Here is a 25,202-nt window from a genome sequence, read left to right on the forward strand (position 1 = left end):
GGCGGCCCATCGAGGAGGAACACCATGAGCGACATTGCCCGCGTCACCGTGCTGGGCGCCGGAGTGCTCGGCGCCCAGATCGCCTACCAGACCGCCTACTCCGGCTTCGACGTCACCGTCTACGACATCGGCGACGAGGCCCTGAGTGCCGGCCGCAAGCGCCTGGACGCGCTCGTCACCGCCTACCGGGCCGAGGTCGAGGGCGCCACCGAGGCCAGCACGCAGGCAGCGCTCGAGCGCCTGGCGACGACGACGGACCTCGCGCAGGCCGCGGGGAATGCCGATCTCATCATCGAGGCCGTCCCGGAGCGCCTCGACATCAAGCGCGAGACCTACGAGAAGCTCGCGGCGCTCGCCCCCGAGCACACGATCTTCGCGACGAACTCCTCGACCCTGCTGCCCAGCGACATGAAGGACTTCACGGGGCGGCCCGACCGCTTCCTCGCCCTGCACTTCGCCAACCAGATCTGGAAGTTCAACACCGCCGAGGTCATGGGCACGGCGGAGACGAGCCCCGCGGTCTTCGACACGGTCGTGGAGTTCGCCCGCGCCATCGGCATGGTGCCCATCCCCGTGCTCAAGGAGCGCCCCGGCTACGTGCTCAACTCGCTGCTCGTGCCCTTCCTCAATGCGGCCCTCGACCTGGCGGCGGGCGGCTACGCACAGCCAGAGGACGTCGACAACGTCTGGCGGATAGCCACGGGCGCGCCCATGGGACCGTTCCAGATCTACGACGTCGTGGGCCTCGGCACTGCCTACAACATCCTCTCGAGCGGCGATGAGCACAGCCAGCGCCTCGCCGCCTGGCTCAAGGAGCACTACATCGACCGCGGCCGCATGGGCGCCGGCGCGGGCGGCGGCTTCTACGACGACCCGCAGGGCTGAGTCCCGCCCGCTCTGTGGTGGAGGTGGGCCGCGCTCGGTAGGCTAGCCCTGTCGCGCCACGGGTGCGGCGGTCGCGCCGCCGGGCGGCCCCGCGAGGAGGTCCGTGTGGGTGCAGCGCTGAGGGACGGCGATTCCGAGGCGGGCCCGGCCCGCCGGGAGACCGCCGCCGACCGCCGCGAATGGGCGGCCATGTGCCGCCAGGTCCGCGTGCCCACGATGTGGGGCATCCCCCTGCGCCTCTTCCTGCTCGCCCTCGGCGCCGTGCTGCCTGCCCTCGACCGCGCGCTCGCGCCGCCGCACACGGTCGCGGTGCGCCGGCGCCGCCGCGCCCCGCGGGGGGACGTTGTGCTCGCCGTCAACATCCCGCGCCTGCTCGACTGCGAGGGTGCGTGGGGCATGCGCATCGAGCTCGTGCCCAGCCTGGGCACCCCCGTGCCGAGCGGCGGGTTCCTCTTCCGGACCTCGGCGCCGGTGGGCCGGGCCCAGTGCCGCGCGCTCGAATCGGCGCTGGCGTTCGGCGACGTGCTCGCGCCCGCCAGCGGGCCCTTCGGCGCGATCCGCGCCATGGTCGACATCGCGCTCAAGGCGCTCTCGCCCGCGGTCAACGATCCCAGCCGCGCCGCCCAGGCGCTCGAGGAGATCGAGGACATCCTCGCCGAACCCGGCCCGGACATCGCCAAGCGCGAGGCGCTCCTGGCCGCCCACCCCGACGCGTCGGTGCTGCGCGAATGGACGCGCAGCTGGGCCGAGTACGTGGCCGCGGCCACCGACGAGATCCGCCAGTACGGCACCGGCAGCGTCCAGATCCAGCGGCGGCTGCGGGCGCTCTTCGACACGCTCGCCGGGCGGTGCGAGCTCCAGCAGCGAGCGGCCCTGCTCGAGCGCCGCGCGGCGCTTCACCGTGGGCTCGAGCGCTGGTGGCCCGATCCGCTCGACCGCAGGCTGGCCGGCTGCGCGGATCCGCAGGGCCTGGGCCGGGCGCTCGGCACAGCGGCGCGCGCCGAGCAGGCCCCCGAGCCCGAGGCTCCGCCGGCCTGAGCGCGGCGGCTCAGCCCCGCAGGGAGGCGGGCGGGGCGCCGATGGCCGCCCACACCTCCCGCCACTTCTGCGCCAGCGTCGCGGCGGTCTCATGGACGTTGAGCCCGCTGGGGTTGGGCAGCGCCCACAGGGCCACCCCGTCCGGCCACCCCGGCACCCACGGCGCCCCGGACTCATCGGTCACCGGCTGCACCCCGAGCACCGCACCGGGACGGTCGAAGGCCTGACGGCATGCGGTGATGTCCACGATGAGCAGGCGCACCAGGCCCGCGGACTCGGCATCGCCGGGCAGCGGCGGCACGTCGTCGCGAGCCGGGCCGTCCGCCGCCGCGGCGAGCTGGGCCGGCGTGGGCCGCGCTCGGCCAGCGGCGAGGGCCGGCGCCAGGGCCGCCAGGCGGCGGGCAGGCGGGATTCGGAGCCGAGGGGAGCGGTGGGCGACATGGGAACAGCCTAGGCGCGCCTCGGGGCCGGGCCCGAGGCGCACCCGCGGTGGGCGGGGCTCAGATGAGACCGTGCTCCTCGAGGAGCTGGCCGATCTCCCCGTGCTCGAGCCTGCCGCGCAGGTAGCCGCGCAGAGCGGCCGGGCCGGGCATCTCCACCTTCTTGCCGTCGCGCATGCGCGCCGAGGCCTCGAGCAGGTCGCGCACATCGTACGTGGAGCCCCAGGTCTCCGGCACGCCGCGCTCCACGTCGAGGAGTTCGTAGACGGCCTCCATGCCGGTGCGCACCGAGTATTCGGTCGTGAAGATCGTGTCGCGGCCGGTCTCCGCGAACTGCCCGAGGAACGCGAAGTTCGCCGCCCCCTCCGGCACGACCTGCGGCCGGTCACCCGCGCGGCGGGGCATGAAGAAGCTCGTCACGTAGGGCATCATGACCGGCACGCACCGGGCGCCGGTCGCCGCGAGCTCGGGGATCTCCTCGACGGGCACGCCCAGGTGGTAGAGCCACTCCTGGGTGATCTCCTCGCCGGTGCACTGCGCCAGGGGCTTCTTCACGTAGTCGCCGTCGACGTCGACGAACAGACCGTAGACCCAGACAACGATCTGATCCTTCGGCTGCTTCTTGAAGTGCGGCTGGCGATTGACCGTCCAGCTCAGCAGCCAGGAGGAGTCCTCGGCGGTGACGATGCCGCCGGTGACCACGCGGCCGCTGAACGGATCGCGCTGGGCGATGCGCTCGATGTAGGCGGGGATGCGCTCATCGAGCGTCGTGACGGTGGCCGATTCCCACTTCGTCTCCTCGATCGAGGAGCAGAAGACCTCCGGGCGCCCGAACGCCGGGTCCTTCTTCGCGATGCGCTTCCACAGGTCCCAGGCCGGGGCCGGGCCCTCGTTGAGGGCTGCGGGCGTGTGGTGGTCGCCGTCATCGGAGTTGTCCACGAGCGAGCCGATCGTCATGAGCGCGAGGTCGTGCTCGCCGAGCTCGATGGTCTCTTCGGCGCCGTCGCGGCGGCAGCGGATCGCGGTGGCGCGGATCTCGCCGTTGCGGTGGGCGAAGTCCACATCGAGGACCTCGGTGCCGGAGCGGAAGACGACGCCGTGCTCGGTGAGGTAGTGCATGAGCGGCAGGACGAAGGACTCGTACTGGTTGTACTTCGTGAACTTCAGCGCCGTGAAGTCGGGCAGCCCGCCGATGTGGTGGATGAAGCGGTGGAGGTAGAGCTTGAACTCGAGCGCGGAGTGCCACTCCTCGAAGGCGAACATCGTCCGCCAGTACATCCAGAACGGCGAGTCGAGGAACTCGCGGCCCATCACCTCGTCGATGCGCTTGCCCTCCATCTCCGCACGCTCGGCGAGGAAGATCTTCAACAGGTCCTTCTGCGCCCGCTTCGGCAGGTCGAAGCGGCCCTCGTGGCCGGCGTCCTCGCCCCGGCGCACGGTGGCGCGGCGCAGCGAGTAGTTGGGGTCGTCCTTGTTGAGCCAGTAGAACTCGTCGAGCACGGAGGCGTCCTCGAGCTCCAGGGAGGGGATGGAGCGCATCATGTCCCACAGGCACTCCATGTGGTTCTCCAGCTCCCGGCCGCCGCGGATGACGAAGCCCTTCTCCGGGACGTCGAGGCCGTCGAGCGCACCGCCGGCGATCTCGCCCTTCTCGAGGATCGTGACGTTGGCGCCGGGGACCCCGGCGTCGCGGATGAGGAAGACGGCCGCCGCGAGCCCGGCCAGCCCGCTGCCGACGATGTAGGCCTTCGTCTCCTGCGCGTGCTGTGCGGGGCGGGGACGCGCGAACGCCTCGTAGTTACCTGCCGTGTGCTGCATGATCCATCCTTCCCATCGCGTGCCGGATGCCGATCACCCGGCCTCAATATTGAGTGTACTCAGAATTGAGTCGACTACAATGGCCGCATGGAAACTCGGGATGACACGGAGCTGGCGCCCTCGGCGACGCTGGGCAGGCGCGAGCGGGCGAAGGCGGAGAAGCGCGCCCGCATCCTCGCCGCGGCGCGCGCACTGTTCGAGGAGGGCGGTTTCGAGCGGACCTCGATGAGCGAGGTCGCGCGCGCGGCGGATGTGGCCGAGGGCACTGTCTTCCAGTACGCGGCGACGAAGGTCGAGCTGCTCATGATGGTCGTCGATGCGCTCTGGGGAGCCCACGAGCGCGCGACGACCACCCCTTCGCTCTCTGCGTTCGTCGCGCCCGGCGCCGCGACGGCGGGCGGGGAGACCGCGGACCGGATCGCGGAGCTGATCTCGCCGCTCGTCACCGCGATGCGGCGCTGGTCCGAGCTTGCGACGTGGGTCGCCCGCGAGATCCTCTTCGGTGCGGACATGCCGCATCGCCGGCGGGTCCTCGACCACGTCGATCGCCTCGAAGAGCAGATCGCCGCGCGCCTGCAGGACGGTCAGGCCGACGCTTCCGGTGCTATCGGAGCGGCGCGGGACGGTGCGACAGGCACTGCCGGCGAGGAGCCCGGTGCGGCTGCGGCAACCGGCGCCCGGCTCATCGTCGCCGGGGTGCTGGCCGAGCTCAACCGCTCCCGGCAGGGGCGCATCGACGGCGAGGACGTCGATGTTGTGCTCCGCAGGCTCATCGACCTCGTGGTGGCGGGGGCGGGCGCCGCCCGGTGATCCGGAAGCCGTCCGGGCCGTTCGGGCCGCCGCTGGCACCGGCCGGCGCCGCCGCGATTGCCCACCGCGCGGCCGGCAGGCGCGCGACCGCCGGGGTCGTGTAGGACCCCACGGTCAGGTCCTCGCCCAGCAGGGCGGGGGCAGCACTCGTGGAGTCAATCTACGTCAAAGGTTATTCGGCTACCGAACGTGGTCGAGTTCCGCTTCAATGTCTAAACCCCAGGTCAGAGGCCTAACTCGTGCTACAGAATCACGTAGCGACACGCCGTCTGGTAGCACTTCTGTAGCACGGCGGAGAGGAGAAGAACATGGCTCGCAATGAGGCGCTGGGCAACCGCAACAGGAACTCCGCCGACGAGTTCTACGGTTACAAGCTGGTCGAGGTGCGCATCGACCTGGAGCCGTCCCAGATGCACTGACCGGCGACGACGGTACCCGCCAGCAGGCGAGGACTATTCTTCGCAGACCCCGCTGATCATCCGGTTCGGCGAAGAGTTCGCCGCGTGTCCTGTGAAATGTTCGATGCCTCTCGACAGGCGATCAGCAGGCGAAGAACCTCGAGCTCGCGGTAGGCTAGCCCGTGTAGGTCCTCGCAGGGTGAGAGCACGACGACCAGGCTCAGGTGGCGGGGAGCGTCTTGAGGCATGCCCAGAGCCATGACGCGCAGGTAGCCGCCGGGTTCGGTTGGCGCGGGCAGCAGGAACGAGGTCTGCGGCCCGCCGAGCATCGCGCGGGGCCGCGGCCAGTACTGGCGAGCGGGGGCGTAAGGCGGGGTGGTCGGGAAGTCCGGGCAGGGCCATGACGTCTCGTGACCGGCTGGACCCTGACCTCATTCCCCAGCATCCGCACCGACCTGCGCAACACCGTCGCGAACGTGGTGGACCAAGAGGCGGCCCGAGACGGGGACCTGGCCACCAGCCGCTCACCCGATGATCTCTTCTTTTTGTTCCGTCGTGGGAGTATTGTTTAGTCCACTGACGCCGGAAACTGCTCGTGAGCAGCCCGGTACGCCACATGGCGCAGGCGGGGCTGACTAGCAGCTCGACACCCGGCACCTCGGTACCAAGAACAAGTAGCACGGCTGCGTCCGGGCCGTCTTCCAACTCGACCGATGCCCCACGCAGTAAGCCAGCACCGATCGCGGACGCGCTGGCCCTTCGAGGATCTCGGCCCACGTCCCACCTCAGGACAACCAGAAGGAAGTGATCGCGGATGCGACGGATAACGCTGCCGAGCGGGGAGTCCATCCCTGTGCTGAGCCAGGGCACCTGGGGCTGGGGTGAGGACCCCGGCCGCCGCGGCGACGAGGTCGCCGCGCTGCACGCCGGCCTCGAGCTGGGCATGACGCTGGTCGACACCGCCGAGATGTACGCCGACGGCGGCGCGGAGGAGGTGGTCGGTGAAGCATTGGCGGGTCGCCGCGACGAGGCATTCGTGGTCAGCAAGGTCCTTCCGTCCCACGCCTCCCGTTCCGGCACGATCGCGGCCTGCGAAGGCAGCCTGAAACGCCTGGGCACCGATCGGATCGACCTCTACCTGCTGCACTGGCAGGGCAGGTACCCGCTGCAGGACACCGTCGCGGCCTTCCAACAGCTCGTCGAGGACGGGAAAATCCGATACTGGGGCGTCAGCAACTTCGACCACCGGGCCCTCGCTGACCTGCAGGACGTGCCGGGCAGCAGCGGGCTGGCCACGGATCAGGTGCTGTACAACCTGTCGAGGCGAGGACCGGAGTACGACCTCCTGCCGTGGTGCGCCGACCACCAGCTGCCGGTCATGGCGTATTCGCCGATCGAGCAGGGCCGCATCCTTCACGACACGACGCTGAACGACGTCGCGGCGCGTCACAGCGTCAGCGCCGCGGCGGCCGCCATCGCCTGGGTGCTGCGCCGCGACTCGCTCTGCACGATCCCCAAAGCGAGCAGCCCGCAGCACGTGCGAGACAACGCCACAGCACTGGACGTGGAGCTGACCCGCGAAGACCTGGATGCTCTGGACCGTGCGTTCCCGCCCCCGAGCGGACCGCGACCACTAGAAATGCTGTGAGCCTGACCAAGGGCGCAGCCTCTGCCGAAGGTTCCGCTTCAACGTCTGAGGCAAGCGTTAATAGGTGGGCGCTCTCCGTTCTGCCCGGCGTCCGCGGCAGAGGCTGGTGCACTGTGGCAACGACAGCTCGAGCTGTCACTGTGCTTCCCGGGCTCAGAACGCCCGAATCATTGCCCAGAGGCCCGACGGCTCGAAACATGTGTGGATGGAGTGCGGCCGCGGTCAGACCCCTGACGCAGCCAGCTCCTCGCGGACGATCGCTGTTCCCGCGCTCAAGGCGCTCATCTTCGCGAGGGCGACGTCGCGCGCGAAAGGGGCCATGCCGCAGTTCGTGCTCGGGATGAGCCTGTCCGCGTCGGCGAACTTCAGTGCCTTGCGCAAAGTGGCGGCGACCTCCTCCGGTGTCTCGATGGTGTCATTTGCCACGTCGATGGCGCCGAGCATGACCTTCTTGCCGCGGATCAGTTCGATGAGGTCCATCGGGACATGGGAGTTGTGGCATTCGAGCGAGACGATGTCGAGGCTCGAGCGCTGCAGGAGAGGGAACGATTCCTCGTACTGGCGCCACTCGGACCCGAGGGTCGTTTTCCAGTCGTTGTTCGCCTTGATCCCATAGCCATAGCAGATATGCACTGCGGTCTCGGTCCGCAGACCTTCCGCTGCCCGTTCGAGCGCGGCGACTCCCCAGTCCTTCATCTCCTCGAAGAAGACATTGAATGCGGGCTCGTCGAACTGGATGATGTCCACCCCCGCCGCCTCCAGATCCTTTGCCTCCTGATTGAGGACCGTGGCGAATTCCCAGGCCAGCTTCTCGCGGCTCTTGTAGTGGTCGTCATAAAGTGTGTCGATCATCGTCATCGGTCCCGGCAGCGCCCACTTGATCGGCTGATCGGTCTGCCGGCGGAGGAACTTCGCATCGTCGACGAACACCGGTTTCTCACGGCTCACGGCGCTGACGACTGTGGGAACGCTTGCGTCGTAGCGATCGCGGATTCGAACCGTCTTACGCTTCTCGAAATCGACTCCGCTGAGATGCTCGATGAACGTCGTCACGAAGTGTTGGCGGGTCTGCTCTCCGTCGCTGATGATGTCGATGCCGCGGTTGGTCTGCTCATGAGTCGAGATTCGCAGAGCATCGTGCCTGCCCTCGGCCAAGGCATCGCCCTGGAGGTTCCAGGGGGACCAGAGAGTTTCGGGCTGCGCGAGCCAGGACGGCTTCGGCAGGCTGCCGACGATTGAGGTGGGCAACAGCGGCTGCGTCATCGTTTCTTCTCCTGAGGTCATGCGGCTGGGACGGGTCGGTCGGAAGCCCACTGCTCGAGCATCTCTCGGTGCGGGTTGACGAAGAACTCCTCCGTAAACTTCCCCTGTCTGATGCCGAGCTGGCTGCGTTCGACGCGATCATATGAGACAGGCATCTCCGAGAAGTCGTGCCGGTCCAGCGTCGGCCGGTAGATCTCTCCGGCGGCGGTATTCGCGTTGTAGATCTCGGGCCGATAGATCTTCTGGAAAGTCTCCATCGTGCTGATCGTGCCGATGAGCGCCAGATCGGAATAGTCGCCGAGGAGGTCGCCGCGATGGTAGAAGGCCAGCGGTGCGACGCTGCCCGGCGGCATGAAGTACCTCACCTGGAGTCCCATCTTCGCGAAGTAGTCATCTGTCAGCGAGTAGTCGTCCTGCTGGTACTCGAACCCGAGAATCGGGTGGTGATTCTCGGTTCGACGGTACGACTTGCTCGTGGAAACGCTGATGCAGATCACGGGTGCCGTCTGGAATCGTTCCCGATAGGCAGCAGAATCGAGGAAGTGTTGGAACAGTTTGCCATGCAGATCACCGAAGTCATCGGGGACCGTGAACTCGGTTGCGGCCTCATTGGCAGCCGGCAGCCGCACGCTGAAATCGAAATCGCGGACGAAGGACGAGAAGTTGTTCCCCACGATCCCGGGGTGATGTTTTCCGGTCAGTCTGTCGATGATCTGGATATCCAGGACTTCGAGCAGGGGGAACTCCTGTTCCCGGCCGCCAGTGGTGAAGTGAAGTCCTCCGGAGACGATGTCGAGTTCGAGGTCATAGCGATCCCGGTCGGGATTGTCCCAGGACGCGAGTTCGTTGAAGCGGCGATTGATGATGGTCAGAGCAGTGCGGAGGTTCTGACAACGGTTCTCGCCCCTGGCGAGGTTGGCGAAGTTCGTCGTCGCTCGGGTGCTCTCCGATGGCGAGTAGTCCTCGTCGAATCGAGTCGTGGTGATGCTGAATGAGAACTCAGGTGTCATGGACGTCCAATTCGGTGGGTGTTCGGCCAGTAGTGGTCGCTGGCATGTCTGTGATCCATCCTGCCCGTCCCCAACGGTCATCAGGTAACTCGGGGGAACTATGGAATCCTATAGCCTTGGGCTATGTCTCGAGGCCTGAAGAACATCACGCTGCTGCAACTCCAGTACTTCATCGAGGTCGCCTCGGAGGGGTCGATCACCGCCGCCGCTGATCTTCTCTATGTCTCCCAGCCGACCATGTCTGCCGCGATGAAGGACCTGGAGACTCGTGTGGATCGCGCTCTGCTCAACCGATCCGCCCGCGGGGTGACTTTGACCGACGACGGTGTGGAGTTCCTCGGCTATGCCCGGCAGGTCGTCGAACAGGTGGAACTCCTCGAACAGCACTACTTAGCCTTGATCCACCGATTCGCTTGATGGCAAGGGGCTCACTCGGATTCGAGTGCGAACGCGGTGCGAGGGCAGGAAGTAGTGTCCCGGTCTCTCACCGGTCTCTTCCACATAGATGATTCCCCGGGGTCTCCTCCAGACCCTGCGGCCTCGTGCTCGAGCAGGAGCGAATCGGTCAGGACAATGATCGTGTAGGTGGGCTCAGAGCCGCGTGCCAGAGTCGTGCGAATTCCGTCGCCCACGGCCACCGTCTCGGCAGGTGCACAATCAGCTTCCTGGCCCGGTGAGCAATCCGGGCCGGGATGCCGATGATCCGTGTCCGCAGCGTCTGAGCGCGCACTTTGCTCATCCTGCCACCGATGAGTCCGGCAGCAGCCCGCAGCAGGTTGTGCGTGATCGCTGCGACTGCTACCCAGGCGGCGTTGGCGTTGAACACCCCAGAGGGCATATGTGCCAGGGCACCGTTCTTCAACTCCGCATTGATCTGCTCGATGATCGCGTGCTTGCGGTGGATGTGATCAGCAGCGACGGTGTCGAAACGGTCTTTGTCCACCGTGGTGAAGAACGCGTGATAGCGGAACAAGTCGAACAATGGGTCCTGCCCGGCAGTGCGTTTGGTCTCGTTGAGTTCAGGGATGCGGCGGACCACCAAGCGGCCGGCGGCGTGCAGGGACTTCTTCTTCGAGGTGAATGCGGTGAACGGGACCTCGGCGACTTCGGCCTTCGAAATCCAGGCCCTGGTCTCTTCGTCGTAGATCGCTTCGGGGTATTCGATGCCAGTCCATGCGCCGTCGCTGATTGTTCCGATCGCTGCTTTGACCTTCTTGTCCATGCGGACCGTGATCGATACTTCAGCCCCGGCATCCCGGGCGGCTTTGGTCACAGTCGAGGAGTAGTACGCCGAATCAGCCCTGACCAGGGCTGGGAGGTCGGAGTTGATTCGGGTCGTGGTGGCCAGAGCGTCGGCGACGAACTTGTCAGCACCCCGGGCTGACGAGGTTGAGCCCTTGCGCAGGCGCTGGCCGACGATGATCTGGCTGGAGTCGCCCGTCGATGCGGTCGCCAACAGTGCGTTGAGGCCACGACTGCCTTGGTAGCCGAATCCAGCTCCCTGCTTCGACGCGGAGTGGACATCGATGACGGTGTCGTCGACATCGACGAACACCATCGCTTGTCCAGTGTCTTCGCTGGCTGGTAGCAGCGGTGTGTGCTCGTTGAGGTTGGTCAGGAAGCGGGAGGAGATCGCGTCGAGTTGCCGGACGTGGCCGAAGGCGAACGAGCGCAGGAACGAACCCAGGGTCGAGGGCGCGTAGACACGATCGAAGAGGTGTTGCATGCCGCCGTGGCGGAGGATGTTCATGTCATCGATCGAGTCGGCCCCGGCAGCCATTCCCGCGACCAGGGTAGCCAGTTTCGGTGCCGGGTTCGCGCCCTTGTCGGCTCCGGTGGTGGTCACGGTCAGACGGTCTTCGGCGAGGTCTGGCAGGCCCGCCATCTGGGCGAGGCTCATGATCGGGACGAGCCCGGTAGTGGCCGTCAGGTTCGCATCGTCGAAGGAGTGAGACACAGACGCGGGTGTGTGGTTGAATAGCACCTGAGAGGTGCCCCTTTCTTGAACGGGAATGTTGACTTAGAACATCATCATTTTCCCAGTTCAGAAGGGGCATTTCCATTTCACGCGCGGCTTGATCCGGCTACTCGCATCGGTGGATCAAGGCTTAGGGCGCCCACCGTCACGGCGTCTGCTCGGAGTCTCGGCGCAGCACTACTCGTTCGTCGTCGATGCTTTCGTTCGGATGGTCAAGTCCAGCGATGCCGCCGAGTACGAGTTCTCACTGCGAGAGACGCGTACCTGGGACATCATCGAAGACGTTCGCACGCTCCGCAGTGAGCTCGGCATCCTCTACCGCAACGACTTCAACAGGAAGGTCATCGACAAACTGCTGCGAGATTCCGGGCTCGCGTTCCACCCGCTCTTCCTCGCCTCCCCGCACATCTTCATCTCTCGTACGAACCCACTTGCCTCCCACCGCCGCGTCACCCTTGACGATCTAGCCGCCCTGCCTCGGCTCACTTTCGACCAGGGGGCGAACAACTCGTTCTCCTTTGCCGAGGAGATTCTCTCCACCCTGTCGAGCAAGCAGGAGATCCGGGTCTCTGACCGTGCGACCATCTTCAACCTGATGATCGGACTCGACGGCTACACCATCTCGACGGGCATCATCAGCGACGATCTCGATCCGGCCATCGTCGCGATTCCACTCGAGGTCGAGGAACGCATCGAGATCGGCTGGATCGATCATTCGGGGATCCCGCTGACCGAACAGGCGCAACGCTACCTTGACGAAGTTCGGGCCGTCGTCGCCGGTTTCGGCATTGCGCTGCTCGACCGGCCTTGACCGAGGGCAGCGCCGAGGCGGTTCCCTCGACCCACGAGATCGTCAGTTCGTCAGCGCTCCCTCGGCAAAGGCCGCCGACGCCGCTGTGCGGCAGACGCTCTGCTGTGGCATGTTTGAGGAGCACCGGAGTCGGGCTAGTCGATCCGCGGTGGAAGATCAACTGATGACGCCTCGCACGATCGATGTCGTCGCCCGTCAGGATCCCGCGTCAGCTGATCTGACCGAGTTCCGGCCGATGTTCAACCGAGAGAACTCGATGGTTCCGGCGAGTGGGTTTTCGAATAGCCGTACGGCTAGTCTTCGCTTGGTCTCCACGTCAAGGCGCGGATCGAACAGTGCGTGCGGGATCGGTGGCGGGTATGGCAGCTGGTGAGTGGTGGCAGGCCGACGACTCGCCGCGCCCCTCGCTTGAAGACCACCTCGGTGCAGGGGCCGTGCTCTCTGGGGTTGCAGATCGCGGCATCCGCGAGGCGATGAGTCCTGTAGCCTCAGCTGCCGCCGACCTAGTCGAGGCAGCGAGGCCACGTCTGACTCCGGCCCTAGCCGAATGCGTCAGGGCTCGAGAGCTGGGAGCGATGGGATTTCACTCCGACGTTGAAGCGGCACCCTCGTCGGACGTCTCATGGGTGAAACTCAGATTCGACGTCTAGTGGACGGTGACCGTGTCGGCGTCGGCCACCCATTTTTCGTCGTCCACGACGACGCGCTCGATTCGGCGTCCGCCGATTTCGGACGCGGAAGCGGCGAAGTCCGCGAGGGTGACCGGCTCGGGCAGCGTCAGGTCGATCGGGCCCTCAAATGGTTCGACCATCTTCTGAAGCGGATTCCGCCTGGGCAGATCGGCGTCAGTGTCCGCGATCCCTCGCGTGCGACCCATTTGGCCGATCAAGGAGCCCGCGTCCGGCAGGGGTTCTCCTCCAGGAGTATCGCGGCTCCGAGCAGTTGCTGGCCCTGTGCCAAACCGGAACGGATTCCACGACAGCCTTGTCGCTCAGGGGCACGACGCCGGCGTATTGGTCCCCGACTTCACAGCAGAAGACTTCCAATCACTTGCCCGCGACAATGCTCTCGTCCTCAAACACGGGGGCCGACCGCCTCGAGCCGACAATGACCGCCGAACAGCATTCCAGCTCGGTGGGATCTGCCGATCGTCCAGCGTGCCCGACTAGCCTCGCGACATCGATGAGGCTGACTCAGTGCAGGGATTCTCTGCTGACCTCGGCTGCCCTCCCACGGCCGTGGGCGCAGGCCGATTCATCTGGGTTGTGAGAATCGGACTGCGTTAAAGTGGCCCCTGGCGTCAGGAGGTGACCGCCACGATGAGATCTGCTGCAGCGGGAATCTCAACCCGACAGGTCGGAAAGCGAGGACCGAAGGTGACAGCCAGCAAGCGTTCGTCACAGCCCGCGGTGCCCCAACGCGCGGCCAATACAGTTCGGGCAACGGGCGTCCTCCTCGCGCTCGTGTTCGGTGCGATCGCTGTAGTCAACGGCCTGGCATCGCTCATTCCCGGGCTTGGCCCGGTCAGTTCCGCTGCGGCCCGGTTTGCGCCGACGATTGCGCCGATGGCAACTGTGGTCGGAGCGATTGTGCTTGGGTTCGGAATCGTCTGGCTGCGCCGAGGCCGTCGATGGACCGGAGCTGCAATGACAGGATTCGGAGTGGTGAGCACGATCGCGAATCTGGCGGTCGTCATTGTGCTCCTCGTCGCCATCACCTCGGCCGGTGGTTCGGTGAACTTGTTCACTGCGACGTTCGGGCTCTCGGCGATCGACTCGGCATCGCCTGATCGCAAGGAAGTGTACGACAAATCCAGCTCAGGCGATGACCTCTCCGTATCGATCTACGAACCTGAGAGAGCGAAGGGTTCAGCCCCGACGATCATGTACGTCCACGGAGGCGGTTGGATCGCAGGCGACCCAAACGCAGCGAGTTCAGAACTCCGTGAACTCGCTGATCACGGCTACCTGGTCGTATCGGTCGAATACGAACTCGCCACCCTGGATAACGCAACCTGGCAGAGCGCACCGTCGCAGGTGGCCTGTGCGGCAAGCTGGATTCAGACCCACGCAGACACGATCGGTGCAGATACCGATCGCCTTGCGTTCTGGGGCGAGAGTTCGGGCAGCAACATGGTCGCCAATACCGCCGGTGCCGCAGCGCAAGGCGACGCCGAATCGTCCTGCGGTGGGAAGGTTCCGGTTCCGGCGGCGGTCATTGCCGACTACCCCGCATTCGACGTGACAGGTCTCTACGAGAACGCCCCCACCGGGCCAGGTGCGGGATCCGGCACGCGCCTATTCGCGACCAGCTACACGGGTGGCACACCAAAGGAATATCCGGACCGCTACTCAGTGGCCGATTCCGTCACGCATCTGAAAGCACCCGCGCCGCCGATGCTTATGATGACAGCGATGCGCGATGACGTGATCACCCCAACCGACCAGCTTTCATGGGCCGAATCGGCCCGAAGCCGCGGAGTCGACGTCAAGACCGTAAAAGTTCCCCTCGCCAATCATGCGTACACGCAGAAGGCGAAGAACTCAATCGGCAGCCAGGGACACCTGAGCATCGCGGAGGCCTACTTATCCGAGCAACTTCGCTAGCGACACGTCTGTTGTGGATCTCGGCTGTCCTGGTGGGGAGGCGTGGATGCAAGTATCGTGGAAATCGGCAGCACGTACGGTTGCCAGCACTTCCAGGTACCTAAGCCTGAATCATTGCGGAGAGCTCCGGTCTGCCCGGAACATGTCCAGATGGGGTGCGGCGCATTCTTGCGCCGTCTTCAACCGCCGGTGCGACACAGCGGCTGACGTAAGGACATGATATGACGACCAAAGATAAGAAGAACCTGTCCCAGGTGACCGACAAAATCACGAAGATGGACGAACCGGAACGATCGCTCATGCAGCGAGCGCACGAGATCATCGTGACCGTCGCCCCAGTCTCAAGCCGCGGATCTGGTACGGCATGCTGGCCTATGCTCTGTTCGCGAGCACTCCTGCACTGGTGACACTGCGCAATGACGAGCGGGTCAACCTGGCCCTCACGGAAAAGGTCGAACTCACCCCAGCCGGTGGTTCCGACGGATCGCTGATGCCCGCCGCATGGTACTTCAAGACTATTGACGAGGTCGCCGAGAAGCGCATCGCCGAGATCGTCAGGACGGCAACCTCCTGACGGTGACGATCGCCGGGGCTGAGCCCGCAGCCGTCACTTCGTGCGAAGTCTGTGTCCGGGGCTCGGCCGCGCGGTCAGCGCTGAGCGTCTGAGTTCCGATTGGCTATGGTGGTGCTTGAAGGGAAAGCAGTCCCATCTGCCGTAAGTTTGAGGAGTGATCGACATGAGTTTCTCTGTCTACCTGTCCGGTGAGATCCACACCGAGTGGCGCGATGAGATCAAGCGCGGCGCCGAGGCGGCCGGCCTGGATATCGATTTCACCGCCCCGGTGACGGACCATCCCGCCAGCGATGCCGCCGGTGACCACCTCGGCGAGAACGACAGCTCCTTCTGGCGCGACCACCAGTCGTCAAAGGTCAATGCCATCCGCACCCGCACCCTGATCGCAAAGGCCGATATGGTCGTCGTGCGCTTCGGCGACAAGTACAAGCAGTGGAACGCCGCCTTCGACGCCGGCTACTGCGCAGCACTCGGCACACCCTATGTGACCCTCCACGATGCCGACATCATTCATCCGCTCAAAGAGGTCGACGCTGAAGCCCAAGCCTGGTGCCAGACGACCGATCAGGTGGTCGAAACCCTGAAGTACCTCCTCAGAGACTGAACCTGAAAAGGACTGAACCCGATGAGCTGAGTCCGCGAACGACCACCCGTCAAAGGCTCGTTCGCGGCCTCCACCCAGTAGATGCCGTCGATATCGTTGATGCTGATTTCGAGCGCGGGCGAGGTCGGAACGATCTCGCGTTCGGACACGAGGATCTCCTCGACCCAGTCCAGAACGTCCTGTGCTTCAGCAGCCGGGGCCACGGTGAACGTGTGCTTGTACTTATCGGAGAAGTACCGTGCCTCGTTGGCACGTAGGCCCGCCAGCGCCTCGGCGACGGGGGAGGACTCGAGACCTTCGGTGGAGACCTCGGTGAATGACACGGCTTCGAACGGCATGGATCAAGAATATGCCCGCTGTGATTGGATGAGGAGCATGGAACCTCAAACTGATCTCAATGATGATGACCGCAGATTCCTCACCCGGTGCGTCGACCTGGCTCGCGAAGCCCTTGATGCCGGAGACGAACCATTCGGGTCCGTGCTCGTCGACGCCGACGGTCGTGAACTCTTCGCCGACCGCAACCGGGTGGCCGGCGGCGACCACACCCGTCACCCCGAATTCGAAATCGCTCGCTGGGCAGCCGACCATCTCACACCCCAGCATCGAGCCGAAACCGTCGTCTTCACCTCCGGCGAACACTGCCCGATGTGCTCAGCGGCGCACGCGTAGGTGGGCCTCGGCCGCATCGTCTACGCCAGCAGCAGCCAGCAGCTGAGCGCCTGGCACAAGGAATGGGGTCTGGCCCCCGGTCCCGTACTGCCGCTGCCCGTTCAGGACGTCGCCCCGGGAATCGAAGTCGCCGGACCCGATCCGGAATTGAGCACCCAGGTGCGGAATCTGCACGCCCGTCTGCACGGAGTCGATGCCTGAGATCCGCGGTACAGTATCTGCATCTCAGCGATTGTTCTGCCCGCACCGAAATCACGGGGCCGGCAGCGAAACTGACAAAGGAGTCCGGCCTTGGCCCTGCATGAAATCACGTTCCCCTCGAGCAACGATCGCGACACGATCAACGCGTGGCTCCACACTCCCACGACGGCGCCGAACGGCATCGTGCAGATCATCCACGGCCTCGGCGAACATTCCCGCCGCTACCTCCACCTCATCAGCACCTTGCTCGATGCCGGCTTCGCCGTCGTCGCCAGTGACCACGCAGGGCACGGGCGCACTGCCATGGAGTCGGGCGTCTGGGCCGACGCTGGAGACGAGGCCGCGCGCGTCGTCGTCGACGACGAGCTGACTCTGCAGGCGAAGGCGTGTGAGATCCTGCCCGGACTGCCCTATATCGTCTTCGGCCACAGCTGGGGGTCGATGATCGCCCGCTCCATGGCATCCCGCCCTGAAGCCGAACTCACCGGGCTGGCGCTGTGCGGAATCGCCGCGCAGATGAAGGGAATCGAACAGACCATTGACCGCGCTGAACTCGCCGAGGCGGCCGCTGGCGACCATCGTGCGGAACCTGCTGCAGACCATCTGGTGGGACAGCTCTTCGACGGGTTCCTCGACCGCTGCGGTCCCGATGCAGGTCCCACTGCATGGGTTGCCCTCGACGAGGCGGTCGTCGCCGATCACGGCCGTGACCCGTTCAATAATTTCGGTGCCCCGATGAGTGCGCGGTTCCTGCAGGGGTTCGTCGACATCTATGACGAAGCCAATGCCGATTCCTGGTATGAGACGATCTCAAGCGATCTGCCGGTGCTCATCCTCGCGGGTGACCAGGATCCGGTCGCGAACTACGGCGAAGGCGCTTACCACGTGGCCAACAGGCTGCGAGAGACCGGTCACGCAGACGTGCGCACACGAGTCTTCTCAGGAGTCCGGCACGAAGTCCACAATGAACCGACGACTCGCGCCGAGGCGGAAGCGGAGATCGTCGAATTCGCAACCCGCGTCATCGCAGGTTAAAGATCGCGGCTGGCCCACCATGATGATTCCGTCTGCCGAGGACCTGTCGAACATCATCGATGCTGTCGCGTCCTGGCAGCGCGAGGGGCTGCCCGTCCAAGTCCATCCTGGCGACTTCGGCTGGTATCAGCGCTTCGGCTCGCAAGCGCTTGCCTCGGGACTGCGGGTGTGGACGCGCGACGGCGAGATCGCAGCCGTCGGATTCCTCGACGAAACCGAACTCATTCGCATGGCGATCTCGCCCGACCATGCCGCGGATGAAACCCTCGCCGAGGCGGTCGTGACTGATATCGAGACCACTCTGTCCGATCTCCTCCCACCAGGGACGGGAATCGTCGAATCCCGGTTCGGACCCGCGCTGCAGCACACCCTCAACGAGGCGGGATGGACACCCGACGAACCCTGGACCGTCCTGCACCGCGCACTGTCAAATTCTGTCCCACCGACCTCGTTGAGGTTCGAGACTGTCGAAGCGGACGACATCGCTGACCGGGTCAGCGTCGAATCCGCCGCATTCCCCGGCGCATCACTGACCGCTGAGCGATGGCAGCTGATGGCTGCAGGACTCGCCTACCAACAGGGTCGGTGTCTCGTCGGCTATTCCACGGACGGTGCTGCCGTCGGCGCCACCACCGTCTGGTCCGCTGGACACGGTCGCCCCGGCATCATCGAACCTCTCGGAGTTCATGGTGACCACCGCGGCCTCGGGTATGGCACGGAAATGGCGCTCGGTGCTGCAAGCGCACTGCGGTCGATGGGAGCGTCGAGTGTCAACGTGGCCACTCCGTCATCGAACACCGCCGCCGTCGCCACCTATCGAGCGGCCGGGATGGACAGCCTCGGCGAGGTCAGGGACTTCCGCCGCCCCTGACCGGCGTTGGAGAACAGACCGGAGCGGCGTTGGAGATCAGGACAGCCGACGTCGGAGGTCAGGCCGGAGCGCCGGCGATGAACGCCGCCTGCGCGACGTGCTGAATCGCATCATCGATGATCGAGACCATGCGGACGCCGCGAGTGACTGCCGGCGTCCAGTTCTCATCGATGATCTCGTCGAAGTCGTCCTCCGACAGCGTCTCCAGGTACGCGGTGAACGCGTTCAATGTGGCGTTGAGATAGTCGACGAGCAGCTGCTGATCGTCGACGCGGATCTCGGCTGCCTGTTCCGGGGTGTGACCGAGCCCGAACCCATCGCCCATCTCGCCGAGGTCGAAACGGTCGCGGAAGTCCTCCCACTGTTGAGGGCCTCCGGTGAGGTCGGAGAGCTGCACGTCGATCTCGCGGCCGCTGTGCCACAGCAGCCAGGCGATAGAGTTCGGATGCCCGCCGAGGTGGCGGTTGAGTTCTTCGGGGGAGAGGTCGGGCAGCGCCTGTGCCGCTTGGAGGGGGCGCTGGGACAGGTCGGTGAGAATGTCGATGCTGTTCATGTCGCCCATTCTGCTCTTTGCGACCATCTCTGTCACCAGCGGGACTCAGTCGAGACGGGGCCGGCGGCGATTGCGTTTGATCTCCGACCGCCGCTGTTCGGACTGCACTCGCCGGCGGCGGGAATTGCGGGACGGCTTCGTTGCTCGCCTCTGCACCGGCGGAGCCAACGCTTCACGCAGCAACTGCGCCAGACGCATGCGCGCATCCTGACGATTCTTCAGCTGCGACCGCTGCCTCTCCGAAGTCACGGTGACCACGGTGCCGGACAGGCGCGGTGCCAACCGGCTGAGCACCCGCTCGCGCTGAGGTTCGGTGAGGAAGGTCGCCGCAGCCAGGTCGAGGCTCAGCTGTACTCGGGAGTCAGAAGTGTTGACGTGCTGGCCTCCGGGTCCCGATGACCGGGAGAACTGTTCGGACAGTTCGGAGGCGGGGATGATCAGCCCGGCAGGGATCCCCGGTCCGGCGGGGACGCGCAGATCACCGTCCATCTCAGGTCGGCTCCGCTTCGCCTTCGCGATCGTCACCGGCGAAGCCTTCTTCGCGCAGCCTCGGCGTGATCTGCAGGTGCGGCCGGATGCCGTGCTTGTCGGCATAGAACTCGCGGATCCGATCCATGTCGCTGACCAGGTCATCGGTCATCTCCAAGGTCGGACCCAGGCCTGTGGTGTGAGTGGCCGAGTCCACGTAGCCCAAGGTGACAGGAAGGCCCGTCTGACGGGCGATGCGATGGAACCCGGATTTCCAATGTGTGTGCCCGCCGCGGGTTCCGTCTGGAGTGATGACGAGAGCGAAGACCTCACCGTCACGCATTCGGTCGACCACCTCGGTGACGATCTTGCTCGGATCCGAGCGATCAACGGGAATCCCGCCGAGTCCCCGCATGATCGGCCCCCGCCAGCCGGTGAACAGGGAATGCTTACCCAGCCAATGGACATCGACGCGCATGCGCCACGCGATCGCGAGCATGACGACGAAGTCCCAGTTCGAAGTGTGCGGAGCTCCGACGAGGATGGTCGGACGGTTCGGAGCGGGCTCGGTGACGAGCGTCCACTTGCTGAAGGTCCAGAAGGCGCGGGCGAGGAGGCGTCGGATCATGATCTCAACGGTAGAGCACGCGAGGGGGCGAACCTACCAGCGTCCCTGGGACTGTGTCGAGAACCGGGCATGAGCGGCCCTCAGGACCGGGAAAAGTCGGCGGTGGCTGAGGACGAATCCGTTGCGGACAACGATGCGGGGATTGAGCCCCCGTCTGCGCAACCGGCGGGTCGCTTCCTCGGTGAGGATGTAGGCGAGCATCTTCGGGCCGCGGGAGACGGCACGTTCGAACACGACCATCTTGATGTCATGCCACGGCAAGAACGTCTCTGGCAGGATACGGCCGTTTCGGGCCAGGGGAGACTCCTTCAGGAAAGAGGACGAGGGATTCCCGTCGGTGCAGTCGCACGAACACGCCGATCGGAGCGACGACGAGGCAGCCGATGATGCCGACGACGACGGCCCACATGCGCAGATTGGCGATGATGAGCCACCAGCTGCGGCCGTCGCTGATCGTGGCGGTGACGATCCACACGAAGGCGGCGAGCAGCCCGAATCCGATGATGAGAGCGAGGACCAATGTGAGGACGATGTGTCGCGTCGACGAGGGGATCGATACGGGTCGTCCGCGCTCCAACCGGTGCACGACGGCGGCAGGCGAATAGTCCTCGGGCATAGGCTTCAGCGTACCGGCCGCCGTGACCGACCTGAGCATTCGGACACAATCCCCACGGGCAGGCTTCAGCCAGTCCCCGTCCTCGACGGTGGTCAGGCGCTGAGTCCAACACTTCTCCGCTGAGCCTGCGATCTCGGGTCGAGTCCGGCGGGAATAATCGCAGCAGCTTGATCGCTGTGCGAGGTACGACCATCACCAACAGCAGAGGAAGATATGTCTGATTCAGCTCGTGTCGTCATTCTCGGCGGCCATGGAAAGATCGCACTTCTGGCCGCGCCCAAGCTCAAGGCCGCAGGCTTCGCCGTCGACTCGGTGATCCGCAACCCCGACCAGTCATCCGATGTCAAAACCGCTGGGGCCAACCCAGTCGTCCTCGACATCGAAACCGCCGACACCCAGGCGCTCGCCGACCTGTTCGCAGGAGCCCAGGCTGTCGTGTTCTCCGCCGGAGCCGGCGGCGGCAGCCCGGAGCGGACTAGGGCCGTCGACCTCGAAGCAGCCAAGCGATCCATCGACGCCGCCGAACAGGCCGGGGTCAAGCGCTTCGTCATGATCTCTTACGCCAGCGCCTCCGTCGACTCGGAGCGCGTCGACCCGGAGAGCTCCTTCTACCCCTACGTGCAGGCCAAGAGCGGCGCCGATGAGCACCTGCGAGCCAGCTCGTTGGACTTCACGATCCTCGGACCCGGCGGTCTGACCCTCGAGCCCTCCAGCGGCAAGGTTCTCATCGCCGATGCGGCCGGCGACCTCGATGGGCAGACGCCGGCCGACGATGTGCGGGTGACCTCACGCGACCTCGTCGCCGACGTCATCACCCACGTCATCGCCGAGTCCGCTGCGGTGCGCGAGACCGTGAACTTCTATGACGGGCAGACCCCCATCGCCGAGGCGATCCGCTGACCTGAGTCCGGCCGCTCCGAGCCGTCACCCGGGTCCGAGCGGCCCACTGACCCGATGGCCCGCCGTTCCGTTAGGGAACGGCGGGCCATCGGCATTGTCGCACCCGCAGGGACCGGACCCCTGAGTCCTCGGGCAGATCAGCCTCGGTGATTCCACAATTGATGGGTCAGGCCGCTGGCCGTGGTGAGGCTCTCGATCGTGAAATCCTTCTCAAGTTCCTCGAGGCCCTCCCAGAGCCAGACCCCGCGGCCGAGGGTGACCGGGACGATGACGAGGTGCATGAAGTCGACGAGGCCATCCGCAAGGAACTGCCTGACCATCGATGGACCGCCGCCGATGCGGACATTGCCGCCGTCAGCGGCAGCGCTCGCCTCGGCCAGTGCCTCCGCGGGCGAGGCGTCGATGAAGTGGAAACTCGTGCCGTTGTCGAACTCCATCGGCTCCCGCGGATGATGGGTGAGGACGAAGCACGGGGTCTTGAACGGCGGCTCCTCACCCCACCAGCCACGCCAGCCGTCATCGGGCCACGGTCCCGTCTGCGGACCGAACTTCTTCCGGCCCATGATCTCGGCTCCGATGCCCTGTCCCCACATGGCGAACAGAGCGCGGTCTGCGGTCACCGGGGCGTCGACCTTGTCCACTCCCTCGATGCCGCGGCCGTGAAAGAAAGAGAACAGTGCTTGGGCTTCGCCGATCGGCTGATCGAAGGTGACGAACTCGCCGGCAGCGAATCCGTCGAGGGAGACGAAGAGGTTGTTGACACACGCTTTGGCCATGTGCACTCCAATGTGATGGTTCGGCTGATGTCGTCAGTCCGACGGATTGCGTGGGTTCCGGGGAAGTGGACCCAGTGTAAGATTAAGTAGTTTCAGAATGCAATCACTGGAGGTGGGGCAATGCCTGCACAGCCGCGTTCAGGATGTGCGATCAATGCCGCCGTCGAGGTCCTCGGTGACAACTGGTCGCTCATCGTCCTGCGCGACATCATCTTCGGCGATCGCCGCCACTTCCGTGAGCTGCTCCTCCGCAATGACGAGGGCATAGCGTCGAACATGCTCTCCAGTCGTCTGAGGAAGCTCATCGACGAAGGGCTGTTGACAAAGGCGGAAGCCGCACGCGGGCAGCGAGCCCAGTACACCCTCACCGAGGCTGGAATCCAGACTCTGCCGGTCATGGTCGCCCTCGGAACGTGGGGGATGACCCACCGGGAGACCTCACCGGAGCTGACGATCCGATCCAGAATCATGGCCGATGACCCCCAACTCGTCGGCGGTCTCATGGATGAGCTTCGAGAGACCCACCTCGGGGTGCCGCGCCCGAATCCTGACGAACCGCGTTCCTCGGAGCGACTGCAGGCCGCCTACGAGGCGGAGATCTCGGCCCCAAGCGGACACGAGGAGGTGTTCTTCGGTGAGTGAAACAGCATCCGATCAGCGCGCGCCGGTGACCGCGACGATCCGCCTCGGCGCTGATTTCGAGCACCCGATCTCGGTGGTGTGGAGCGCTTTCGCCGATACCGGGCAGCGCGTGCAGTGGGGAGTCCCCGAAGGTGAGGACATGGTCTGTGACATCGACGAATTCCGTCCAGGCGGAGCGATCCGCGCCCGCTGTGGATCACGAGGAGTGCTGGAATTCGTTTCCACCGGTCAGTACTGTTCATTGGAACCGGAGCGTCATATCGTGACCACCGAGACTCTCACCAAAGACGATGAGATCCTGTCGACGGCCATCATCACCTGGACCCTGACCGCCATCCCGACAGGCACCCGGGTCGAGCTCGTCGACCAAGTCGTGTCCTTCGTCGGTGAGGGAATGGTCGACGGGCACCGCAACGGCCACGACATCTGCTTGCGACAGCTCGGCGAGTTCCTCAGTTCGTGAGATCCGCGGCCCACGGAAGATCTGCGCCGCTGCGGCCGACGGTGATCCCGGCCAGCGCAGATGCACGATCTCCCAGGGCCATGAGCTCTGCCGCACCGAGGGAGGCCATCGGTGATGTCGAGGCGTGCAGATCGTGGATGAGGGAGACCATGAACGTGTCCCCGGCTCCGATCGTATCCGTCACGTCGACCCGAGCCGAATCCACCGTCACCCGCGCCGAGGCGGTCGCCAAGATCGCTCCGTCACCGCCGCGAGTCATCGCCACCAGACCCGGACCAAGATCGAGCAGACGATCGACCTGTGCTTCCTCAGTAAGATCGGGATAGAGCCAATCGGCATCGACATTGCTGAGTTTGAGGACGTCGACCCGACTCGCCAACTCCTCGAATCGTGGCAGCACATCCTCGTGGGAACCGACGATCGACGGCCGGATGTTCGGGTCGAAGGAGATGAGCGTCCCTGCTCTCTGCAGGCCTGCCGTCTGCGGATCTGACTGTTCCGGGACAGCGTCGAGGAGTCGGTCGATCACGGCGGAGCCCGGCTCGAGGAAAGCTGCGATCGACGCGAAATGCAGGGCCGAACGGCCGCTGCTTCCGAGCAGCGACGAATCGGGATCCCACCGCAGCTGGAACTCGTACTCGGCCGAACCGTCATCGGCCAGGCGGGCCAGCGCTGTGGAGGTGCCGCCTCGAGGGGTGGCGAGCACGTCAACCTGGGCCTCCCGCAGGTGAGCGAGAAGGAATCCGCCGTGGAAGTCATCCCCGACATCGGTGAGGAACTCGACATCGTCGCCGAGGCGGCCCAAGCCGAGAGCGACATTGGCCGGCGCTCCACCCGGTGCATAGCGGTCGGGAACCCCGGGCGAACTGACGATGTCGATGAGGGCTTCACCGATGACGAGAATGCTCATGGACACGATTCTAGGCTGAAAATCTTTTCAGGGTGCTGACCTGCAGAAATAGGACAAAAATCGGTGAATGCTAGGAATCGATCTCATTTCATGTCAGTGCCGTCTGCAACTGTGTGGTCATGGACAAGAACACCATTGACAACGACGTCAGAACGATCATCGATGAGGAAACCGCCCGCGTCTTCGCCCCGCGGCCGGGGGAATGCCTGGCCTGCTATGTGTTCCGCCAGCTCGGGGAATTCGGCTGCAACGGCACACACCGGTTCGCAGAGGGCTTCCGCGACCGTACGGCTCCACGTGCCACGGCGCTGATCGCGCGGCTGAGCAGTATGGGTGCCTGCTGCTGTGACTGTGAGATGTTCCTCAATGCCTTCACCTTCGCCGCCAAACCGTGGATCACCAGCATGCCGTTCGGCGAGCTTATCGGCACTCCCTTCGGGAATGAGGAAGCCATCGACATGAGAGAGAGATTCGGAATCGACGAACCTCCTTCGACGAAGCTCTACCTCTGCTGTCGACTGGTGAGGAGGGGATCCACGCAAGCCTGCGGAAACTGGGCCCGCATCCGACGATGGTGAGTGCAC

At 65.2% G+C, this 25,202-nt stretch carries 28 protein-coding genes and 3 pseudogenes; 17 read left to right on the forward strand and 14 right to left on the reverse strand.

All coding sequences use genetic code 11. From position 1 onward, the window contains the following. Positions 1–24: 24 nt before the first annotated feature. On the forward strand, positions 25–885 hold the full coding sequence (locus CXR29_RS06705) for a 3-hydroxyacyl-CoA dehydrogenase (RefSeq protein ID WP_096162048.1): 861 nt from the start codon (positions 25–27) through the stop codon (positions 883–885). 105 nt (positions 886–990) lie between these two features. Beyond that, positions 991–1,923: a DUF2254 family protein gene (locus CXR29_RS06710; protein WP_240811967.1), complete on the forward strand. Its 933-nt coding sequence runs from the start codon at positions 991–993 to the stop codon at positions 1,921–1,923. A gap of 10 nt (positions 1,924–1,933) precedes the next feature. Here the strand turns inward: CXR29_RS06710 and CXR29_RS17455 are convergent, their stop codons facing one another. Together CXR29_RS17455 and CXR29_RS06720 are read right to left on the reverse strand one after the other, a co-directional pair. Then, positions 1,934–2,224 (reverse strand): uracil-DNA glycosylase family protein, encoded by a 291-nt coding sequence (locus CXR29_RS17455; protein WP_206516261.1) that lies wholly within the window; start codon positions 2,222–2,224, stop codon positions 1,934–1,936. Positions 2,225–2,423: 199 nt separating this feature from the next. Then, a complete protein-coding gene (locus tag CXR29_RS06720; protein WP_101553807.1) occupies positions 2,424–4,181 on the reverse strand; it encodes an oleate hydratase in 1,758 nt (585 codons plus the stop codon). A gap of 87 nt (positions 4,182–4,268) precedes the next feature. Between CXR29_RS06720 and CXR29_RS06725 the strand changes: the two genes are divergently transcribed. The 3 genes from CXR29_RS06725 (at position 4,269) to CXR29_RS06735 (ending at position 7,037) form a co-directional block, all read left to right on the forward strand. Beyond that, entirely contained in the window at positions 4,269–4,991 is a 723-nt protein-coding gene (locus CXR29_RS06725; RefSeq protein WP_101553808.1) for a TetR/AcrR family transcriptional regulator, read from the forward strand. A gap of 808 nt (positions 4,992–5,799) precedes the next feature. Further along, the gene (locus tag CXR29_RS06730) at positions 5,800–5,961 is read left to right on the forward strand and encodes a DJ-1/PfpI family protein (protein WP_101553809.1); all 162 of its coding nucleotides are present in this window, start codon (positions 5,800–5,802) and stop codon (positions 5,959–5,961) included. Positions 5,962–6,203: 242 nt separating this feature from the next. After that, positions 6,204–7,037 (forward strand): aldo/keto reductase, encoded by an 834-nt coding sequence (locus CXR29_RS06735; protein WP_127364194.1) that lies wholly within the window; start codon positions 6,204–6,206, stop codon positions 7,035–7,037. A 222-nt stretch (positions 7,038–7,259) separates the two neighbouring features. Here CXR29_RS06735 and CXR29_RS06740 read toward each other — a convergent pair whose 3' ends face one another. Both CXR29_RS06740 and CXR29_RS06745 read right to left on the reverse strand, forming a co-directional pair. Beyond that, positions 7,260–8,300, reverse strand: a complete 1,041-nt coding sequence (locus CXR29_RS06740) for a methionine synthase (RefSeq protein WP_127364195.1) — start codon at positions 8,298–8,300, stop codon at positions 7,260–7,262. A gap of 17 nt (positions 8,301–8,317) precedes the next feature. Further along, positions 8,318–9,310, reverse strand: coding sequence for a putative oxygenase MesX (locus CXR29_RS06745; protein WP_127364196.1), 993 nt, complete (start codon positions 9,308–9,310; stop codon positions 8,318–8,320). A gap of 123 nt (positions 9,311–9,433) precedes the next feature. Between CXR29_RS06745 and CXR29_RS06750 the strand changes: the two are divergent. Further along, positions 9,434–9,703, forward strand: a pseudogene (locus CXR29_RS06750) (LysR family transcriptional regulator); the annotation flags it as partial. 172 nt (positions 9,704–9,875) lie between these two features. Here the strand turns inward: CXR29_RS06750 and CXR29_RS06755 are convergent. Next, a complete protein-coding gene (locus CXR29_RS06755) occupies positions 9,876–11,267 on the reverse strand; it encodes an IS1380-like element ISBli4 family transposase (RefSeq protein ID WP_127363627.1) in 1,392 nt (463 codons plus the stop codon). 145 nt (positions 11,268–11,412) lie between these two features. Between CXR29_RS06755 and CXR29_RS06760 the strand changes: the two are divergent. After that, a pseudogene (locus CXR29_RS06760) lies at positions 11,413–12,099 on the forward strand (LysR substrate-binding domain-containing protein); the annotation flags it as partial. A gap of 646 nt (positions 12,100–12,745) precedes the next feature. On the opposite strand, the gene CXR29_RS06765 reads toward CXR29_RS06760, so the two are convergent. After that, on the reverse strand, positions 12,746–12,910 hold the full coding sequence (locus tag CXR29_RS06765) for a hypothetical protein (protein WP_240688457.1): 165 nt from the start codon (positions 12,908–12,910) through the stop codon (positions 12,746–12,748). Between the two features lie 565 nt (positions 12,911–13,475). Between CXR29_RS06765 and CXR29_RS06775 the strand changes: the two genes are divergently transcribed. The 3 genes from CXR29_RS06775 to CXR29_RS06785 all read left to right on the forward strand — a co-directional run bounded on the left by CXR29_RS06775 (position 13,476) and on the right by CXR29_RS06785 (position 15,883). Then, positions 13,476–14,705, forward strand: coding sequence for an alpha/beta hydrolase (locus CXR29_RS06775; protein ID WP_164742787.1), 1,230 nt, complete (start codon positions 13,476–13,478; stop codon positions 14,703–14,705). A 364-nt stretch (positions 14,706–15,069) separates the two neighbouring features. Further along, positions 15,070–15,279 (forward strand): hypothetical protein, encoded by a 210-nt coding sequence (locus CXR29_RS17460; RefSeq protein ID WP_206516262.1) that lies wholly within the window; start codon positions 15,070–15,072, stop codon positions 15,277–15,279. 163 nt (positions 15,280–15,442) lie between these two features. Next, positions 15,443–15,883 carry a YtoQ family protein gene (locus CXR29_RS06785; protein WP_101544760.1) on the forward strand — a complete coding sequence of 147 codons (441 nt, stop codon included), beginning with the start codon at positions 15,443–15,445 and terminating at the stop codon, positions 15,881–15,883. Here the strand turns inward: CXR29_RS06785 and CXR29_RS06790 are convergent. Continuing rightward, positions 15,844–16,221 carry a hypothetical protein gene (locus CXR29_RS06790; RefSeq protein ID WP_127364198.1) on the reverse strand — a complete coding sequence of 126 codons (378 nt, stop codon included), beginning with the start codon at positions 16,219–16,221 and terminating at the stop codon, positions 15,844–15,846. The genes CXR29_RS06785 and CXR29_RS06790 overlap by 40 nt on opposite strands. A 37-nt stretch (positions 16,222–16,258) precedes the next feature. On the opposite strand from CXR29_RS06790, the pseudogene CXR29_RS06795 reads away from it, so the two are divergent. The 3 genes and pseudogenes from CXR29_RS06795 (at position 16,259) to CXR29_RS06805 (ending at position 18,662) form a co-directional block, all read left to right on the forward strand. Then, positions 16,259–16,756, forward strand: a pseudogene (locus tag CXR29_RS06795) (nucleoside deaminase). A gap of 90 nt (positions 16,757–16,846) precedes the next feature. Continuing rightward, positions 16,847–17,791, forward strand: coding sequence for an alpha/beta fold hydrolase (locus CXR29_RS06800; protein ID WP_127364199.1), 945 nt, complete (start codon positions 16,847–16,849; stop codon positions 17,789–17,791). A gap of 19 nt (positions 17,792–17,810) precedes the next feature. Beyond that, positions 17,811–18,662 carry a GNAT family N-acetyltransferase gene (locus tag CXR29_RS06805; protein WP_206516263.1) on the forward strand — a complete coding sequence of 284 codons (852 nt, stop codon included), beginning with the start codon at positions 17,811–17,813 and terminating at the stop codon, positions 18,660–18,662. 58 nt (positions 18,663–18,720) lie between these two features. On the opposite strand, the gene CXR29_RS06810 is transcribed toward CXR29_RS06805, so the two are convergent. The 5 genes from CXR29_RS06810 to CXR29_RS06830 are packed head-to-tail and all read right to left on the reverse strand — an operon-like array spanning position 18,721 to position 20,927. Further along, positions 18,721–19,215, reverse strand: coding sequence for a mycothiol transferase (locus CXR29_RS06810; protein WP_101596416.1), 495 nt, complete (start codon positions 19,213–19,215; stop codon positions 18,721–18,723). Between the two features lie 45 nt (positions 19,216–19,260). Continuing rightward, positions 19,261–19,704, reverse strand: coding sequence for an alternative ribosome rescue aminoacyl-tRNA hydrolase ArfB (gene arfB, locus CXR29_RS06815; RefSeq protein WP_101553820.1), 444 nt, complete (start codon positions 19,702–19,704; stop codon positions 19,261–19,263). Between the two features lies 1 nt (position 19,705). After that, positions 19,706–20,311 carry a 1-acyl-sn-glycerol-3-phosphate acyltransferase gene (locus tag CXR29_RS06820; RefSeq protein WP_101553821.1) on the reverse strand — a complete coding sequence of 202 codons (606 nt, stop codon included), beginning with the start codon at positions 20,309–20,311 and terminating at the stop codon, positions 19,706–19,708. Positions 20,312–20,344: 33 nt separating this feature from the next. Then, a complete protein-coding gene (locus CXR29_RS06825; protein WP_101553822.1) occupies positions 20,345–20,551 on the reverse strand; it encodes a hypothetical protein in 207 nt (68 codons plus the stop codon). 7 nt (positions 20,552–20,558) lie between these two features. Continuing rightward, entirely contained in the window at positions 20,559–20,927 is a 369-nt protein-coding gene (locus tag CXR29_RS06830) for a hypothetical protein (RefSeq protein ID WP_101553823.1), read from the reverse strand. Between the two features lie 213 nt (positions 20,928–21,140). On the opposite strand from CXR29_RS06830, the gene CXR29_RS06835 reads away from it, so the two are divergent. Beyond that, positions 21,141–21,827 (forward strand): SDR family oxidoreductase, encoded by a 687-nt coding sequence (locus tag CXR29_RS06835; RefSeq protein ID WP_127364201.1) that lies wholly within the window; start codon positions 21,141–21,143, stop codon positions 21,825–21,827. Positions 21,828–21,964: 137 nt separating this feature from the next. Here CXR29_RS06835 and CXR29_RS06840 read toward each other — a convergent pair whose 3' ends face one another. Further along, positions 21,965–22,603 (reverse strand): dihydrofolate reductase family protein, encoded by a 639-nt coding sequence (locus CXR29_RS06840; protein ID WP_127364202.1) that lies wholly within the window; start codon positions 22,601–22,603, stop codon positions 21,965–21,967. A 120-nt stretch (positions 22,604–22,723) separates the two neighbouring features. On the opposite strand from CXR29_RS06840, the gene CXR29_RS06845 reads away from it, so the two are divergent. Together CXR29_RS06845 and CXR29_RS06850 are read left to right on the forward strand one after the other, a co-directional pair. Next, positions 22,724–23,245, forward strand: coding sequence for a winged helix-turn-helix transcriptional regulator (locus tag CXR29_RS06845; protein ID WP_101553826.1), 522 nt, complete (start codon positions 22,724–22,726; stop codon positions 23,243–23,245). Next, positions 23,238–23,708: an SRPBCC domain-containing protein gene (locus tag CXR29_RS06850; RefSeq protein WP_164742788.1), complete on the forward strand. Its 471-nt coding sequence runs from the start codon at positions 23,238–23,240 to the stop codon at positions 23,706–23,708. The genes CXR29_RS06845 and CXR29_RS06850 overlap by 8 nt, the downstream gene beginning before the upstream one ends. Here the strand turns inward: CXR29_RS06850 and CXR29_RS06855 are convergent. Further along, complete coding sequence (locus CXR29_RS06855) at positions 23,698–24,618, reverse strand: carbohydrate kinase family protein (RefSeq protein WP_127364203.1); 921 nt, start codon at positions 24,616–24,618, stop codon at positions 23,698–23,700. The two genes, CXR29_RS06850 and CXR29_RS06855, sit on opposite strands and share 11 nt — an antisense overlap. A 119-nt stretch (positions 24,619–24,737) precedes the next feature. Here CXR29_RS06855 and CXR29_RS06860 point away from each other — a divergent pair, with 119 nt between their 5' ends. After that, positions 24,738–25,196: a DUF2695 domain-containing protein gene (locus tag CXR29_RS06860; RefSeq protein ID WP_127364204.1), complete on the forward strand. Its 459-nt coding sequence runs from the start codon at positions 24,738–24,740 to the stop codon at positions 25,194–25,196. Positions 25,197–25,202: the final 6 nt, after the last annotated feature.

This window comes from Brevibacterium linens (assembly GCF_003999335.1).
Classification (GTDB): domain Bacteria; phylum Actinomycetota; class Actinomycetes; order Actinomycetales; family Brevibacteriaceae; genus Brevibacterium; species Brevibacterium linens.